Origin of the sequence: Streptomyces sp. NPDC018029, assembly GCF_044327655.1 — a bacterium.
GTDB lineage: Bacteria > Actinomycetota > Actinomycetes > Streptomycetales > Streptomycetaceae > Streptomyces.
Map to the genome: position 1 here is coordinate 52,405 of NZ_JBIRFV010000017.1, position 15,573 is coordinate 67,977.

The following is a 15,573-nucleotide window of genomic DNA, read 5'->3' on the forward strand; positions in this document are numbered from 1 at the left end:
CCCTCACGTGCACATCATCAACTTCTCGTTCGAGTGCGGCGGTTTCGACAACCGGCTGATGCGGGGCGGGCTCTCGCCACTGGTCTGGAACCTGTCCCGGGAGTACGCCGCACGCGGCCACCGCGTCTCGGTGATCACCCCGGCCCACGGGCACCTCGACCGGCTACGCGAGACGTTCCCGATCGAGGAACTCGACTATCGCGCGGACCACGTGGTGCCGCTCGTCCTCGACCCCAAGGTGTGGCCGGACCACCCCGCCGAGGTCGCCGTCGAGCTGACCACGCGCGCGTACCGGCTGCGCCTCGACGGCGTGGACGTCTACTTCCTGTCCGACGCGTACCTGGACCTGCTGCCCGACCGGCTGTATCCGCCGCCGGGCATGGAGGGCGGGGACCTGGCGTACTTCAAGCCGCTGGTGTTCCAGGTGGACGGGCTGCGCTTCCTGGAGTCGGACGTGCTCGGCGGCGGGCCCGCGGTCGTCCACGGCTTCGAGCCGTACTACCACTACCTCCTGCCACCGGTGCTCGCCGCCGACCCGCTGCGCCGGACCGTGAGCACGGTCGCGGCCAACGCGCCGGTCGGCCAGCAGGTCCACCGGCCGCAGGTGGAGCGGCTGCTGGCGCTCTTCGGAGCGGCGGACATGGACCTCGACGCGCTCGACGGTCCGCCGCCCCCGGAGGACAGTGCCGTCGCGACGATGGCGCGGGCCCTCGCGGGCACGCGGATGCACCAGGAGAGCCGGCCCGACCACGTCGGCGTCTTTCCACTGGTGGCCGCCCACGCGGACCTCGTCGACTTCGTCTCACCCGGACAGCGCGCCTACTGCAGCACCTTCGAGGGCACCCCCTTCGAGGCGCTCTTCGCCACGCTGCCGGTGGCCCGCGAGCTCCGCGCGCACCCGCACAAGCTCCTGATGGGCGGCTGCGGTGTCGCGGACAGCTGGCTGGAGCGGGATCCGGCGGCGGTGGACCGTGCCGCGGTCCTGAAGGGCCTCGGCCTCGACCCCGCCCGCCCCGTCTTCTTCCACGCCGCGCGCTACGCGGTGCACCACAAGGGCCAGCTGGAGCTGGTGCGCGCGATGGAGGAGGTCCTCGCCGACGACCCGGAGATAAGCTTCGTCGTCCGCTGCTCGACGGGCGGCGGCGGTGAGCCGGCGCCGAAGGCCGCGAACGCGTACTTCCAGAGCGTCGCCGACCGGCACCCCGGTCAGGTGTACCTGGACTGGCGGCTCGCCGACGAGGACACCCTCTTCGAGCAGGCCGCCTGCGCCGACTTCTGCGTCTACCCGTCCAAGTACGAGCTGGACGGCTTCCTCATCGCCCAGGCCGAGGCAATGGCCTGCGGGGCGGTGCCCATCGCCACCGCGCAGCGGGTCACCGGCCACTTCGGGCACGCCCGGCCGCTGACCGACCCGGAGGCGACGGGCTTCCCCGTGCGCGGCTCGTTCCGTGACGACGACCCGCTGCTCGCGCGTGAACTGGCCGGACGCATACGGGAGGCCGCGGCGCTCTTCCGGGACGCCCCGGCCACCTACGCCCGCCTCTCGGCCAACTCCTGCGGCCTGGCCCGCCGGTTCACCTGGTCGCGGAGCGCGGAGCTCCGACTCGCGGCGTTCGCCACGGTGCTGCGCGGCGAACGGCTCGCCTTCCCCGCCGAGGAAGCCATCTCGTACGGATGGTTCGACGCGCTGGACGACGCGGACTTCGCGCGGTTCCGCGAGGAGATCGCGCGCGCGGCGGCCGAACGGGGCGACGCGGCGGCGTACGCCCGCTGCGCCCCGCTGGACGGCCCCGCCCATGAGCGCCTCTTCGAAGCGGCCTGGGCACGGGCGGACTTCGCGCGCTGCGCGGAACTCGCGTCTCTCGCCGGCCGCGCCGACTGGACGGCACGGCTGACTTCCCGCTGCCGCCTCACTCCGGCCCCCGCCGGTGACGGTGCCGGGTGGCGTGTGGAGTACGTCCACACCGGGGCGGAGCGCGTGGAGGTGGTGGTGGAGTCGCCGGGCACGGCGCGGACCATCGGCGCCCTGGAGTCCCCCGCAGAGGCCGCCACCTCCGACGAGGCGGTGCCGACCGGAAGCGGCGCCGGTTTCCTGGCCCTGGAGCGCGGGGAGCACGGCACCTTCCATGGAACCCTGACCGCGCCGCCGGTCGGGCACGAACTGGTCGCCATGGTGACCTTGCGCTCGGGGCGCATCGCGTGGGACGCGATACCGGTCGACGGGGTGGCGGTCGGGCCGGTGGGTGAGGCCACGGCGGAAGCCACTGCACGCGTCGTCGAGGTCCCTGTGTCGGTGCCGTACCGGGTCGTCGCCACCGATCTCGACGGCACGCTGCTGCGCGGTGACCTGTCCGTGTCGGACCGCACGCGGCGGGCCCTCGCACTGGTCGCCGCTGCGGGCGCGCACCATCTGGTGGTCACCGGGCGGCCCGCCGCCGCCTGCCGGCAGTTCCTCACGGAGCTCGGATACCGGGGCCTCGCGGTGTGCGGGCAGGGCGCCCAGTTGTACGACGCGGGTGCGGACCGGCTCCTCGACTCCGCGCAGCTGGATCTGGAGCTGGCCCGGTCGGTGGTCGCACGGGTCGAGGACGTGCTCGGCACGGTGGAGCTCGGGGTCGTGACCGCGCCGCCCGAGAGCCGCTTCAAGGTGACTCCACGGTTCGGGGAGCGGGTCCGGCACGGGTGGGACGTGACGGCCGACCGGGAACGGCTGTGGGCCGGCCCCATCGACAAGCTCGTCCTGCACCACCCCGAGGTGCCGGAGGACCAACTGGTTTCCGTCGCCCGCGGGTTGTGCGGCGACGAGGTCACCGTCGTCCACTCCGTGAAGGGCATGGTGGAGGTCCTGCCGCCCGGCATCACCAAGGGCACGGGAGTCGCGCGGGCGGCGCGACTCCTGGGGTTCACCGGTGCGGACACGGTCGCGTTCGGGGACATGCCCAACGACGTTCCCCTCCTCGCCTGGGCCGGCCACGGGGTGGCCGTCGCCAACGCGCACGCGGAGCTGCGCGCGATGGCCGACGAGATCGCGCCGAGCAACGACGAGGACGGCGTCGCCGCAGTCCTGGAACGCCTCTTCGCCCCGCCCTCCGCCGCCGCCCGAGCGCAGGCCCTGTCATGACGGACGCCCTGTCCGACCTCGCCCGCGCGCACGGAGTGGCCACCGCCTACACCACCGACCGGGGCCACCGCGTCGACGTCACCCCGGACACGCTCGTCGCCGTGCTCGCGGCGTGCGGCGTGGACGCGGGCACGGAGCGGGCGGCGCGGGCAGCGCTGGAGGCCCACCGGAGTGAGCGGGCGGCGCGGCTGCTGCCGCCGTGTGTGCTGGTGAGGGTGCCGGTAGGAGACGGATCCGGCGGGCGGGGCGCCTCGGACCGGCGGGCCGGCCGTCGCGGCGGACCGCAGGACCCGGGTGGGACCGACACCACTCCACCGCTCTACCTCCCCGAACACACCCACGCCGCCGTCCAGTTGGAGCACGGCGGCACCGTCCCCCTCTCCCCCGGCCTCCCGCCCGGCCACCACACCCTCCACGTCCGCACGCCCGACGGCCGTCAGGCCTGCGCGCCCCTGCTCGCCGTGCCCGAGCGCCTGCCCGCTCCTGCGCGCCGCACGTGGGGGTTCCTCGTGCAGCTCTACTCCGTGCTGTCGCGCCGGTCCTGGGGCATGGGCGACCTCGGTGATCTGGCGGAGCTCGCCTCCTGGTCGGGGCGGGAGCTGGGCGCGGGCTTCGTCCAGCTCGGGCCGTTGCACGCCGTGGAGCCGGGGGCGCTGCCCGACCCCTCCCCGTACCGGCCGAGTTCGCGCCGGTTCGCCGACCCGATGCACGTCCGCGTGGAGGCGGTGCCCGAGTACGCGTATCTCGACGCCTCGGCGCGCCCCGCCGTCGAGCGGCTCGTCGAGCGGGCCCGGCAGCTCAACGACAGTGTGCTCAGCGGGAGTTCGCTTATCGACCGGGAGGCCGTGCTCGATCTCAAGCGCCGGGCGCTGCGTGCCGTGCACGACGTCCCGTTGTCGCCGGGGCGCGCCGCCGCCTTCGCCGCGTACACCGAGCGCGAGGGGCAGGGGCTCACCGATCACGCCACGTGGTGCGCGCTCGCCGATGTGTACGGCGGCGCCTGGCGTTCCTGGCCCGCCGAGCTGCGTGACCCCCGCTCCCCGGCCGTGGCGCGGGCCAGGGAGGAGCTCGCCGAGGCCGTCGACCACCACCGGTGGCTCGCGTGGATCACCGACGAGCAGCTGGCGGCCGCCCAGGCGGCGGCGGTCGGCGCGGGCATGCCGGTGGGGCTCGTCCACGACCTGGCGGTCGGCGTCGCGCCGGAGGGCGCCGACGCGTGGGCCCTGCAACGCTGTCTCGCCACCGGCATGAGCGTGGGCGCGCCGCCGGACGACTTCAATCCGCGTGGCCAGGACTGGGGCCAGCCGCCCTGGCGTCCTGACGCCCTGGCCGCCGAGGGCTACCGGCCCTTCGCCGAGCTGCTGCGCGCGGGTCTGCGGCACGCCGGCGCCCTGCGGGTCGACCACGTGATGGGGCTTTCCCGGCTGTGGTGGGTGCCCGAGGGGCGCCCGCCGACGGAGGGCACGTACGTCGGGTACGACCGGGACGCCATGCTCGGCGTCCTCGCCCTTGAGGCGTACCGGGCGGGCGCGGGCGTGATCGGCGAGGATCTCGGCACCGTCGAGGACGGCATGCGCGAGGAGCTCGCCGCGCGCGGCATGCTCGGCACCTCCGTGCAGCGCTTCGAGTACCTGGGCGGCTCCACGGGCCGGCACGGACCGCTGCCGCCCGACCAGTGGCGCGCGGACTGTCTGGCCACGCTCACCACCCACGACCTGCCCACGACGGCGGCCTGGCTCTCCGGCGAACACGTGGAGCTCCGGGCCCGGCTCGGGCTGCTGACCAGGCCGGAGGCGGCGGAGAAGGCCGCGGCCGCCGCCGAGCGCGACGGCTGGCTCGCCGAGCTGGCCCGGCTCGGGCTGCTGCCCGACCCGGGCGGCGAGGTCGCCGCCCTGCACCGGTTCCTGCGGCTCACGCCGGCCCGGATGCTCGGCGTGTGGCTGCCGGACGCGACGGGTGACCGCCGCCCGCAGAACCTGCCGGGCACCGCGACGGTGCACCCCAACTGGCGGCTGCCGGTGGCGGATGCGCGGGGGCGCCCGGTCCCGCTGGAGGAGCTGCCCAGGACCGCGCTCCTGCGGACCCTGGCGGACGTCTTCGCGGACCTGGAGGAGGAGAGCCCGCACGACCCCCACGACACCGACCGCGCACCGGACGACACCACAGAGAACGCGAACGCGAACGAAACCGAGGAGAGACATGGCAGGCCAGGTTCTTGCTGAGGCCGAGGGGGTCCGCGAGGACCCCGGGGGCTTCGACCTGCTCGCACCGGACGGCACCGGCTACCGCGTCGACGTCACAGGCGGGGTCTTCTCCCCGGACAATCCGCTGCTCGCGGAGTACGTCGCGGGCCGCCGCGTGGTGGCCTTCATCGGCCCCACGGTGGACCGACTGCACGGCGAGCGACTGCGCGGATACCTCGAAGCCCGTCTGGAGCCGGGCAGCTGGAGCGTGCACACCATCGCCACCGGAGAGCGGAACAAGTCGCTCACATCGGTCGAGGAGGTCTGCGCGACGGCCAAGGCGGCGGGCCTCGACCGGCACGGCGTGATGCTCGCGGTGGGCGGCGGCATCGTCGCGGACATCGTCGGCTTCGCCGCGTCCATGTACGCCCGCGGCATCCGCTACATCAAGGTCAACACCAGCCTGGTGGGCCAGGTGGACGTCGGCGTCGGGGTCAAGACCGGCGTCAACGCCCTGCACACCAAGAACATGTTCGGCGCCTACCACCCCGCCCACGCCTCCCTGAACGACCCCGCGCTCCTCGACACCCTGCCCGCCCGCGAGATCCGCTGCGGCCTCGCAGAGATCGTGAAGATGGCGGTGATCCTCGACGGCGAGCTGTTCCGGACCCTGGAGCGCCATCCGGACGCCTTCCTGCGCACCCGGCCCGGCGCGCGGGCGGACGGGACGGGGCCGGGCGGCACCGGGGCGGGTGGCGGCGATGTGGAGACGTACATCATCCGTACCTCCATGCGGCTCATGATGGAGGAGCTGTGCCCGAACCTGCGCGAGCACGACCTCGCCCGCCTCGTCGACTTCGGCCACACCTTCAGCCCGGTGATCGAGACGGCGGGCGGCCACCGGCTTGCCCACGGCGAGGCGGTGGCCGTCGACATGGCGCTCTCCGCGCACCTCGCGCGGCTGCTCGGGCTCACCGACGCGGAGACCTGCGAGCGGATCGTGGCCCTGCTCGAACGGATCGGGCTACCGGTGTACGACCCGGAAACCTGCACGCCCGGACTGATGACACAGGCCCTGCGCGCGTCCTGGCAGCGCCGGGGCCGCAAGCTGCACCTGGTCGTGCCGACGGCCCTCGGCAAGGCGGCCTTCGTCGACGAGCTTGAGGACGTCCCGGCGGGCACACTGCGGGCCGCCCTGGACGCCCTCGCGGCACGGGCGACGCGGTCGACGCGGGAGGTGCGGCGCGATGGCTGAGGCCCGCACCCGCAACGTACGCGACCTGCTGACCGCCAAGGAGCACGACCACGGCGGCACCGGCACCATCCTCGCGCATCGCGTCTTCGCCCGCGAAGCGGGCGGGCCCGGCGCCGAGTTCATCGATCTGGCGGTTCTGCCGCCCGGCACCTCCATCGGCAGGCACCGGCACGGCGCGGACCGCGAGACGTACATCGTGCTCGCCGGGAGCGGGCTGATGTTCCTGGACGGCGAGGAGTTCCGGGTGGGCGCGGGAGACGTCGTCGTCAACCGGCCCCACGGTGAGCACGGCCTGCGCAACGACAGCGCCGACACCGATCTGCATCTGCTGGTCTTCGAGGAGGAACTCCGTGACCACGACGGCGGCTGACCGCCCCTCCACCGTGGCCGACCGCCCCTTCACCGTGCTCGATGTGGGCGGAACCACGCTGCGGGTGGGGAGTTACTCGCCCGCCACCGGCCGGCTCTCGGGGGTGCGCCGGGTCCCGGTCGAGGGCATGGCGCTCCACCCGGACGACGGCGTGCCCGTGCTGCAGGAGCGGGTGGTGGAGCAGATCGTGCGCGAGGTCGACCGGCACGGGGCCGGTGCGGTGCCGCGCGCGGTCGGCGTCGCCTTCGCCGGCCCGGTCACGGCGGGAGGGCTGGTCGTGGCCGCCCCGACCGTGTGGGGGCGGCGCGGTGAACCGCTGCCTCTCGGCGGGCTGTTGAGCGAGCGGCTCGGCGCGCCCGTGACCGTCGTCAACGACCTCACGGCTGCGGCCTGGCGGTACGCAGCCACGGAGACCGAGCCGTTCTGTCTCCTCACCGTCAGCTCCGGCATCGGCAACAAGGTCTTCCTCGGCGGCGACGTGCTCGTCGACCCGGCGGGTCACGGCGGTGAACTCGGCCACTGGGTCTGCGATCCCGCGCCCGACGCGCCGCTGTGCGACTGCGGTGGCCGCGGCCACCTCGGCGCCGTCGCCTCCGGGCGCGGTGTGCTCGCGGCGGCCCGGCGCGCCGCGGCCGCCGACCCGGCGGGCTTCGCCGCGTCCCGCCTCGCCGCGCTCTGCGGGGGCCATCCCGACACGATCGGGAATCCGGCCGTCGCCAAGGCGGTCGGGGAGGGCGACCCGTTCGCCACGGAAGTGCTCCGGGGCACGCTCGTGCCGCTCGCCCAGGCGGTTACGGCCGTCTTCACCTCGATCGGCGTCCGCCGCTTCATCGTGATGGGCGGCTTCGCGCTGGGGGTCGGCGAGCGCTACCGGGCGTTGCTGGTCGAGGAGTTGGCGCGCCAGGGCTGCTTCGGCCTCACGGCGGACCGCGTCGACGCCCTGGTGTCCCTCGGCGCCCCCGACGACGACCACGGGCTGCTCGGCGTCGGCCGCCTCCTGTCGAGCCGGACCGCGGCCGCGGGCGGTCCGTACGGGCAGGACGCCCGATGATGGCGCCCCGCGTCCCCGGCCGCGCCCGCACCCTCGTCGTCGGCAGCGGCTTCGTCGGCACCGGCATCGCCCGGCGGCTCGCGCGGGCCGGTGACACGGTGACCCTCGTCTCGCGCGGGCGTCCCGCCCGGCCCCCCGAGGAGTACGGGGCGCGCTGGTCCGCGCTCGACGCCACGGACAGCGCGGCCTGCGGCCGTCTCGTGTCACGGCTGCGGCCGGAGCGGATCGTCCTGGTGCACGGCCCCTCCGACGTCACCTGGTGCGAGGCACACCCCGAGGAGGCGGCCGCAGCGCACGCCGCGGTGGCGGCCAACTTCGCTGCACTGTGCGGCACTTCGCGGCTCCTCATGATCTCGACGGACAACGTCTTCGACGGTCACGCGTGGCACAACACGGAGCGCACCCCGGTCTCGCCCGCCAACGCCTACGGACGCGCCAAGCGCCGCGCCGAGCAGCTGCTGCTCGCCCGGGCCGAGCGGGCCGTCTGCCTGCGGGTCAGCCTCGTCTACGGCCACGAGCCCGTGGACGCGGACAAGTGGCTCAACTTCTTCGCCGCCTGCGCCCACCGGCTGACCGCCGGCGCGCCGGTCGAGGCGCCCGACGACCACTGGACCACGCCGGTCCACGTGGACGACGTGGCCGACACCGTGGCCGCGCTCCTGACCGGCACGGACCCGCTCCCCCCTGTCCTGCACCTGGGCGGCCCCGACCGGATCACCCGCGCCGAGTGGGCCGCGGTCATCGCGGAGTCCCTGAACGCCCCGGCCGGCCTCGTAGTGCCGGTCCCGAAGGCCCGCAGCCGCTACGCGTCACGGCCCGAGAACGCCTGTCTGGTCAGCGAGTTGCTGCCGACCCTGCCGGCCACGCGCGCCGTCTCCGTACGCGGGGTACGGGACGGCGCGCGCGACCTGGCGGCCGCGTTCCTGTCCTAGGACCTGGGGCGGACGTCCCGCCCGCCCACCAAGGCGTCGGGGGCCTCCGAGAGCCCCGGCGCCACGCTCGTGGCCCCCAGCAGCGCGCCGTCCGTCGCGCGCTGGGTGGCCAGGAGCTGCCGGGCCCGCCGCGCCTCGGGGATGCGGTGCCGGTCGCGCGGGTCGACGGTGAACTCCGCCGTGCCGTCCTCGGCCGTCCCGCTCTTCACGGGGTCGAGCCGCAGCCAGTGGCCCTCGTCCGAGAGCGCGCCGTCCTTCAGAGTGATGCCTCCCCCGGGTGCGTACACCAGCTGGCGGCTGGCGACCCCCGTGCCTCCCGACGGCCAGGCGACGGTGTCCTCGTCCACCCAGCGGGCCTTGGCCGCGGACAGATCGAGGCCGAGCGACCCGCCCACCGCGGGCGTCAGGTACGCGGGCTCGCCCGCCACCCGCCACACCTCGTGGCCGTACAGCTTGATGTCGAGCGCCTCGTCGCCCGCGACGTCCTTCTCCTCCTTCTTGTGCAGCACATAGCTCAGGCTCTCCGCGCCGGACCGCAGCTCCACCTCGAAGACGGCGCCGAAGGCGTCGGTCCGCACCGGCCGCACGGGCACGTCCCAGTCCGACTGCCTGGCCGCGCCGTCCCACACGTGCAGCCCCCAGCCCGTGTAGTCGCCGTCGGGGCGGTGGTAGTGGATGACCGCCTTGCCGCCGCCCTGCGGCGGCTCGGTGACCGCGTCCCCGGGCCGCTGCTCGCGCTGCCCCGGCTCACCCTCCCTGATCCAGACCTCGCCGGTGCGGCTCAGGTCGACGGTGCGCTCGGGGCCTTCGGTCCTGTCGTCCCTCTCCACGGTGTACGGGACCGAGTCCGCACCCTCGGCCGTCCTCACCCACGCGAAGGCCCCGAAGGCGTCGCGCCCGGCGAAGGCGGCCTCCCGGCCGTCCTTGGTCCTCAGCCGCCAGCCGTCGTAGTCACCGTCCGGCCGCTGATAGTGGACGACGGCGTAGGGCCGTTCGACGGTGGGCGGGGACGGCGGCGGGGTGCGGCCCGCGCTGCTGTCGGCGAGGGCGCTCGCGGTGCGCCCCGCACTGTCCACGGCCACCGCCTTGTAGCGCAGCCGGGTCCCCTCCGGCACGTCGGGCCCGAGCTGCTGCGTGACCTTGTGGGGCGCGTGGTCGGCGGAACCGAGCACCTTCCAGGGGCCGTTGCCGACCTGCGCGGCGAAGACGACGCGGTTCAGCCCGCCGCCGTCGACGTCGGCGGAGAGTTCCACGGTGCCGGTGGCGCCCTCTTCGGGTGCGCTCAGCGCGACAGTGGGACGTGAAGTCGGTTTGGGCAGCGGCGTGTTGGCCTTCAGCACCAGAGAGGAGAGCGGAGGGACCGTCACCGTGACCGTCCGGTCGCCACCGCTGCGCACCGCGGCGCCGGCCGTCAGACCTCCGTACAGCCGCGTGAACTTGGTCCGCGCCGCGCCTGTCGGGATCTCGACGGTCTCGGGCCGGGACGCGTTGTTGTGGGCGACGACGTACTCGACGCGCCGACGCGGGTCCGTGCGCGAGTACGCGTACACGCCGGGCCCCTCGGCCGGGCCCGCGAGGCGCTCGGTGAAGACGCCGTCGCGCAGCGCCGGGTGCTTCCTGCCGAGTTCGGAGAGGCGGGCGATGGCGCGGTACAGGGGGTGGCGGGTGTCGTACGCGTCCCGGGCGTGGGTGCGGTCCGTGCCGAGCTGGTCGTCTTCCAGGTATGCCTCCGCCTTGGTGGCGAACATCGGCTGGCGGGCGTCGTTGTCGCCGCCCTCGCCGGTGAAGCCCTGCTCGTCGCCCGCGTACACGACGGGGTTGCCGCGGCCGAGGAACAGCAGCTCGTGGGCGAGCCGGTCACGTCGCAGGAGCTCCTCCTCGCCCGCGCCGGGGTTGTCCTTGCGGAGGAAGCCGCCGATGCGTCCCATGTCGTGGCTGCCGAGGAAGGTGACCTGCTCGTAGGCGTTGGCGGTGCCGGTGGTGTAGCGGTAGTCCTGGGCGAGCACCTTCGACAGGTCGCGGGGCGCGCCGTCGCGCGAGGCGTAGTTGCGGGTGACGGCCTGGAGGGGGAAGTCGAGGGTGGAGTCGAGGCCGCCCTTCGTGACGTACGGGGCGGTGATGGCCGCGTCGGCGGAGTACGCCTCGGCGAAGATGAGGAAGTCCTTCTTGCCGCGCCCGGCCGCGTAGGCGTCGAGGGCACCGGCCCACCGGGTCCAGAACCCCATGTCGACGTTCTTGGCCGTGTCGACGCGGAAGCCGTCGACGCCGTAGTCCCGCACCCAGCGTTCGTAGATGCGCTTCATGCCCTCGACGACCTCGGGCCGCTCGGTCCACAGGTCGTCGTTGCCCATGAAGTCGCCGTTCAGGCCGCTCTCCCCGGCGAAGGTCGACTCGCCGCGGTTGTGGTACATCGTCGGGTCGTTGAGCCACGCCGGGGTCTTCGCGTCACGGTCGGCGGCGTCCGTGCGCGGGGTGTAGGGGAAGCTGTCGGCGGTCACGGGGCGCGGGCCCGCGGTGTCGTCGAAGGGGCGTCCGTCGGTGTCCAGGTAAGGGTGGGCGCCCTTGGACCGGTAGCCGTACTCGTTCTCCGCGTAGTGGATGGTGTCGGCGGTGTGGTTGGTGAGGACGTCGAAGAACACCTTCATGCCCTTGCCGTGGGCGCTGTCGATGAAGGCGGCCAGTTCCTTGTCGGTGCCGAAGTGCGGGTCGACACGGGTGAAGTCGGTGATGGCGTAGCCGTGGTAGTTGGCGACGTCGCGGCCGCCGCGCTGCTGCACCGGCTTGTTCTTGAAGACCGGGGTCAGCCAGATCGCGGTGGTGCCGAGGCCCTTGATGTAGTCGAGCCGTTGGGTGAGCCCCTTGAGGTCTCCGCCCGAGTAGAAGGCCGGGTCGGCGGGGTCGAAGCCGGTGGTGGCGCGGCCGCCGGTCAGTCCGCCGCGGTCGTTGCGCCGGTCGCCGTTGGCGAACCGGTCGGGCATCACGAGGTAGAACTGCTCGCGGGTCAGGTCGTGCCGGGCGGGCTCGGCGGCGAGCGCGGCGTCGGAGGGCGGCGGTGGCGCGGCCCCGGCCGCCGCCCGGTGCTGGGCGGAGGGCAGGAGCCCCGCGAGCAGTGCGGCGGACAGGACGGCGGCCGCTCTCAGGCGGCCGAAACGTGCGAGGCGGGACACGGTGCCTCACTCCTCGTTCTCTGGACGCATGCCTCTCTGGACGGACGCATGCTTCTCCGGACACGGACACGGACACGGACACGGACGCAGGGGCGGCCCGACGTGTGCGGACACACGCCGGGCTGCCTTTACGGGTATGACGGGCACTCAGTTCGTCGCACCCTCACAACTCTTCGCGCCTACATGGACGGCGACCGCGCTCTTGGCGGCGACGGTGGCCGTCAGCCTGCCGCCGTCGTCGACATTCACGGGCTTGCCGGACTGCACGTCGCAGTACTCGCCCGCGGCCAGCGAGGTCTTGAAGGTCTCCTTCAGTTCGCCGTCGCCCGCGTTGATGGCGACGAAGGCCTTGTCTCCGCGGCCGAAGGCGATGGCGCTGCCGCCGTTGTCCCACCAGTCGGCGACCCCGGCGTCGCCCGCCGCGTTGCGGAACGCGACCATGCCCGCGATCTGCCGCTGTTCGTGCTGGCACACCCACGCGTCGCCCGAGCAGTCGGCCTTGCTGTTGTCGGGCGGGCCGTCGTCCTTGCCGGCGAACGCGTACCCGGAGTGGACGTCCGGGGACCCGTAGGGGAAGGCCAGCATGAACACGTGCGCCAGGGTGTAGGGGGCGCCCTGCTTGTAGGTGAGGACGTTCCCCTGTCGCTCGGTGTCGTGGTTGGCGACGAAGACGCCCGTCGACTCGGAGGGGAGTTTGCCGTCGGCGATGTTCTTCAGTCCGGCGAGGCCGCCGCTGTCGAAGGCTCCCTTCAAGGCGTACGCGTAATTGAATTCCTGTACGTCACCTGTGCCGATGTACTCGCTGGGCTGGACCTCCTCGCCGGGCCCCGGCAGCGTCTCCTGCTTCCAGTACACGTCCGGGTCGCTCAGCTGTGCCTTGATGGCCTTCAGGTCGTCCACGGGCATGTGCTTGGCCGCGTCGACGCGGAAGCCGTCCACACCGAGGGATAGCAGGTCGTTCAGGTACCCGGCGATCGTCTTGCGGACGTGCTCCTCGCCGGTGTCCAGGTCGGCGAGACCACCGAGTTCACAGCTCTGGCTCTCCTCCCGCTTGGTGTAGTCCTGGATCTCCTTCTTGCAGTTGTCCAGGTCGGCGTCGCCGTAGGTGCCGGGGTAGTCGTACTTGCTGAACCGTGTGCCGCCGGAGCCGGTGCCCTCGGCGTTGGTCATGTGGTTGATGACCGTGTCGGCGACGACCTTGACGCCCGCGGCGTGACAGGTGTCGACCATGTTCTTGAACGACGCGCGGTCGCCGAGCCGGGAGGCGATCTTGTAGCTGACCGGCTGGTAGGCGGTCCACCAGGACGGGCCGTCGAGACGCTCCTGTGGGGGTGAGGTCTGGACGTATCCGTAGCCGGCCGGGCCGAGGGTGTCCGTGCAGGCCTTGGCGACGGAGTCGAAACTCCACTCGAACATCACCGCTGTGACGTCCTTCGTGGCGCCCCTGCCGGATGCCGCTTCGCTCGGCTGCTCGGCTCCGGCGGAGAGACTGCCCGCGGCGCCAGCGGCCAGTGCGGCACCCATGACGGCGATCCTGCGGGGTCTCGAAATACGGCCGTGCATCGAAAGCCTCCTACGTGGGGGGATGTGGCGGCTATGAAAGAGTTTCCGCTCGCTTGCAGAAACTTGTTGCAGACCGGACCCTAGGAGTCGCCTGTTGAAGGGTCAACCCCCCGCACATGACCGCCTGTTGTGCCGCCGCGGCCAGCTCCCGCCGGTCGGTGCCCCACAGTGGGGCGTGTGCCGTGACGCGCACGCCCAGGCGACGGGCGCTCGCGACGCGGCGCAGCGACGCGGTGAACTCCTCCGCACCGAGGAAGGCCGCGGCGGTGGTCGGCACTCCGCTCTGGTGGTACTCGACCGTCACGGGGCGCACCGGGGCCCCCGCGTCGACCGCCGCCTGGAAGGCGGCCCGGCGGAAACGGCCGCCCTCCGCCGAGCACCAAGTGGTCGCCTGCGGAAAGACGAGCACCGAAGCGCCCGCCCGCAGCGCGTCCGCCAACTCAGCCACTACCCGCGGCAGTTCGCGCACGCCGCCGTCCCGGTCGATGAACCGCGTGCCCACCCGCCGGGCCAGCGCGCCGATCACCGGCCACTGGCCCACTTCACGCTTGGCGAGCACGTTCACCGGCTCGACGGCGAGCAGGGCGACGACGTCGAGCCAGGAGACGTGGTTGGCGACGACCAGGGTGCCCACGCCGCTCTCGCGTGAGCGCGGTCGTGAGCGCGGTCGTGGGCGCGGTCGTGAGCTCAGCCGTTCGCCACCCGCCACCTCCAGGCTCACCCCGAGCGCGCCGAGCACCGCGCGCGCCTCGGCCCGCAGGGTCGCGGGTTCGGCCAGCCGGTCGCCACGGGCCACGGACCGGGTCAGGGCGTACGTCAGACCGGCGTACCGGCGGGCGAGTTCCCCCAACGGCACGCGCGGGTCCGGGTCGGCGGCGCAGCTCGCCGGGCAGCCCCGGTCGACCGTCCACGGCGTCACCGCGCGTCCTCGCCGAGGAAGTAGCGGCGGTGGCGCGCGCTGAGCCGCTCCGTGTCGAGAAGGACGAAGAAGTCCGCGACGTCGAACTCCGGGTCGTGCGCGGGGGCGCCGCACACCCACGCGCCGAGCCGGAGGTAGCCGCGCAGCAGAGGCGGCAGGTCGGCGAGGGCAGGGCGCCCCGCCACGGGGCCCCCGGGAGCCCAGGGGCGCCTGGGGTGCACGCGCAGCTCCTGCGGCGCCGCGTGCTTGGCCGTGCCCAGCAGCCAGGCGCTGGACGCCGCCCGGCCACCATCCGCCAGCGGCACGGAGGCGCAGCCCGCGAGGTACCGGTGCCCGGAGAGCAGGACATAGCGGGCCAGAGCCGACCACATCAGGTTGATCACGGCACCGGAGCGGTGGTCGGGGTGGACGCAGGAGCGGCCCGCCTCGACGGTGGACGACCGCAGCCCGCTCAGCGCGCGCAGGTCGAACTCCCCGTCGGAGTAGGACTGTTCGGCCCATCCCGGAGGCAGCAGCCGGTAGGTCCCGACGACCTCGCCGGTCGAGGTGTCCGTGACGATCAGATGGTCGGCGAGATCGTCGAAGGCGTCGATGTCGTGGCCGGGCAGGGGCGTGTCGAGGGCCGCGCCCAGCTCCTCCGCGAAGACGCGGTGGCGCAGCCGCTGGGCGGCCCTGATCTGTGCGGTGGTGTCCGCGACGGAGGTGACGTACGCGGGGGTGGCCGTAGGGACGACCGGGGCTTTCGGGGCTGTCGAGGTGGGGACAGTGGACGGCGTAAGCGGTGTCGAGGGCATGACAGTTCCGTTTCTCGGTTCGATGGGGTCGAGACGAGGGGGACGACGGAGTCAGGGCGGAGTGGGGAGCCAGGGGGAACGGGAGCCGGCAGGGGACGGGGAGAGTCGGGCGGCGAGCGGCGCACAGCACCCGCCCCGCCCAAGCAGCACGGTGACGTCACCGGCTGAACTGCGCGCTTCAGCCGTGCATCGACCCGCCGTCCGGCACGCGTCAGGCT

The 15,573-nt window shown here is 73.6% G+C and carries 8 protein-coding genes and 2 pseudogenes; 6 read left to right on the plus strand and 4 right to left on the minus strand.

All coding sequences use genetic code 11. The features are described 5' to 3' along the window. Positions 1 to 7: 7 nt before the first annotated feature. Genes ACH4D5_RS36705 through ACH4D5_RS36730 form a run of 6 tightly spaced genes read left to right on the plus strand, consistent with a single transcriptional unit; the run spans position 8 to position 8,912 of the window. A complete protein-coding gene (locus tag ACH4D5_RS36705; protein ID WP_398311853.1) occupies positions 8 to 3,121 on the plus strand; it encodes an HAD hydrolase family protein in 3,114 nt (1,037 codons plus the stop codon). Next, positions 3,118 to 5,343 carry a 4-alpha-glucanotransferase gene (gene malQ, locus ACH4D5_RS36710; protein WP_398311855.1) on the plus strand — a complete coding sequence of 742 codons (2,226 nt, stop codon included), beginning with the start codon at positions 3,118 to 3,120 and terminating at the stop codon, positions 5,341 to 5,343. The genes ACH4D5_RS36705 and malQ overlap by 4 nt, the downstream gene beginning before the upstream one ends. Beyond that, complete coding sequence (locus ACH4D5_RS36715; protein WP_398311857.1) at positions 5,321 to 6,559, plus strand: sedoheptulose 7-phosphate cyclase; 1,239 nt, start codon at positions 5,321 to 5,323, stop codon at positions 6,557 to 6,559. The genes malQ and ACH4D5_RS36715 overlap by 23 nt, the downstream gene beginning before the upstream one ends. Then, on the plus strand, positions 6,552 to 6,929 hold the full coding sequence (locus tag ACH4D5_RS36720) for a cupin domain-containing protein (protein ID WP_398311860.1): 378 nt from the start codon (positions 6,552 to 6,554) through the stop codon (positions 6,927 to 6,929). Before ACH4D5_RS36715 ends, ACH4D5_RS36720 begins: the two co-directional genes overlap by 8 nt. After that, on the plus strand, positions 6,910 to 7,980 hold the full coding sequence (locus ACH4D5_RS36725; RefSeq protein WP_398311863.1) for an ROK family protein: 1,071 nt from the start codon (positions 6,910 to 6,912) through the stop codon (positions 7,978 to 7,980). Before ACH4D5_RS36720 ends, ACH4D5_RS36725 begins: the two co-directional genes overlap by 20 nt. Next, on the plus strand, positions 7,977 to 8,912 hold the full coding sequence (locus ACH4D5_RS36730; protein WP_398311866.1) for a sugar nucleotide-binding protein: 936 nt from the start codon (positions 7,977 to 7,979) through the stop codon (positions 8,910 to 8,912). Before ACH4D5_RS36725 ends, ACH4D5_RS36730 begins: the two co-directional genes overlap by 4 nt. Before the next feature lie 62 nt (positions 8,913 to 8,974). On the opposite strand, the pseudogene ACH4D5_RS36735 reads toward ACH4D5_RS36730, so the two are convergent. The 4 genes and pseudogenes from ACH4D5_RS36735 to ACH4D5_RS36750 all read right to left on the minus strand — a co-directional run. After that, a pseudogene (locus tag ACH4D5_RS36735) lies at positions 8,975 to 12,079 on the minus strand (alpha-amylase family glycosyl hydrolase); the annotation flags it as partial. A gap of 153 nt (positions 12,080 to 12,232) precedes the next feature. Next, positions 12,233 to 13,642: pseudogene (locus ACH4D5_RS36740) on the minus strand (alpha-amylase family protein); the annotation flags it as partial. Between the two features lie 31 nt (positions 13,643 to 13,673). Continuing rightward, positions 13,674 to 14,561 carry a lysophospholipid acyltransferase family protein gene (locus tag ACH4D5_RS36745; RefSeq protein WP_398311869.1) on the minus strand — a complete coding sequence of 296 codons (888 nt, stop codon included), beginning with the start codon at positions 14,559 to 14,561 and terminating at the stop codon, positions 13,674 to 13,676. Continuing rightward, positions 14,558 to 15,355, minus strand: coding sequence for a GNAT family N-acetyltransferase (locus ACH4D5_RS36750; RefSeq protein WP_398311871.1), 798 nt, complete (start codon positions 15,353 to 15,355; stop codon positions 14,558 to 14,560). The genes ACH4D5_RS36745 and ACH4D5_RS36750 overlap by 4 nt, the downstream gene beginning before the upstream one ends. Positions 15,356 to 15,573: the final 218 nt, after the last annotated feature.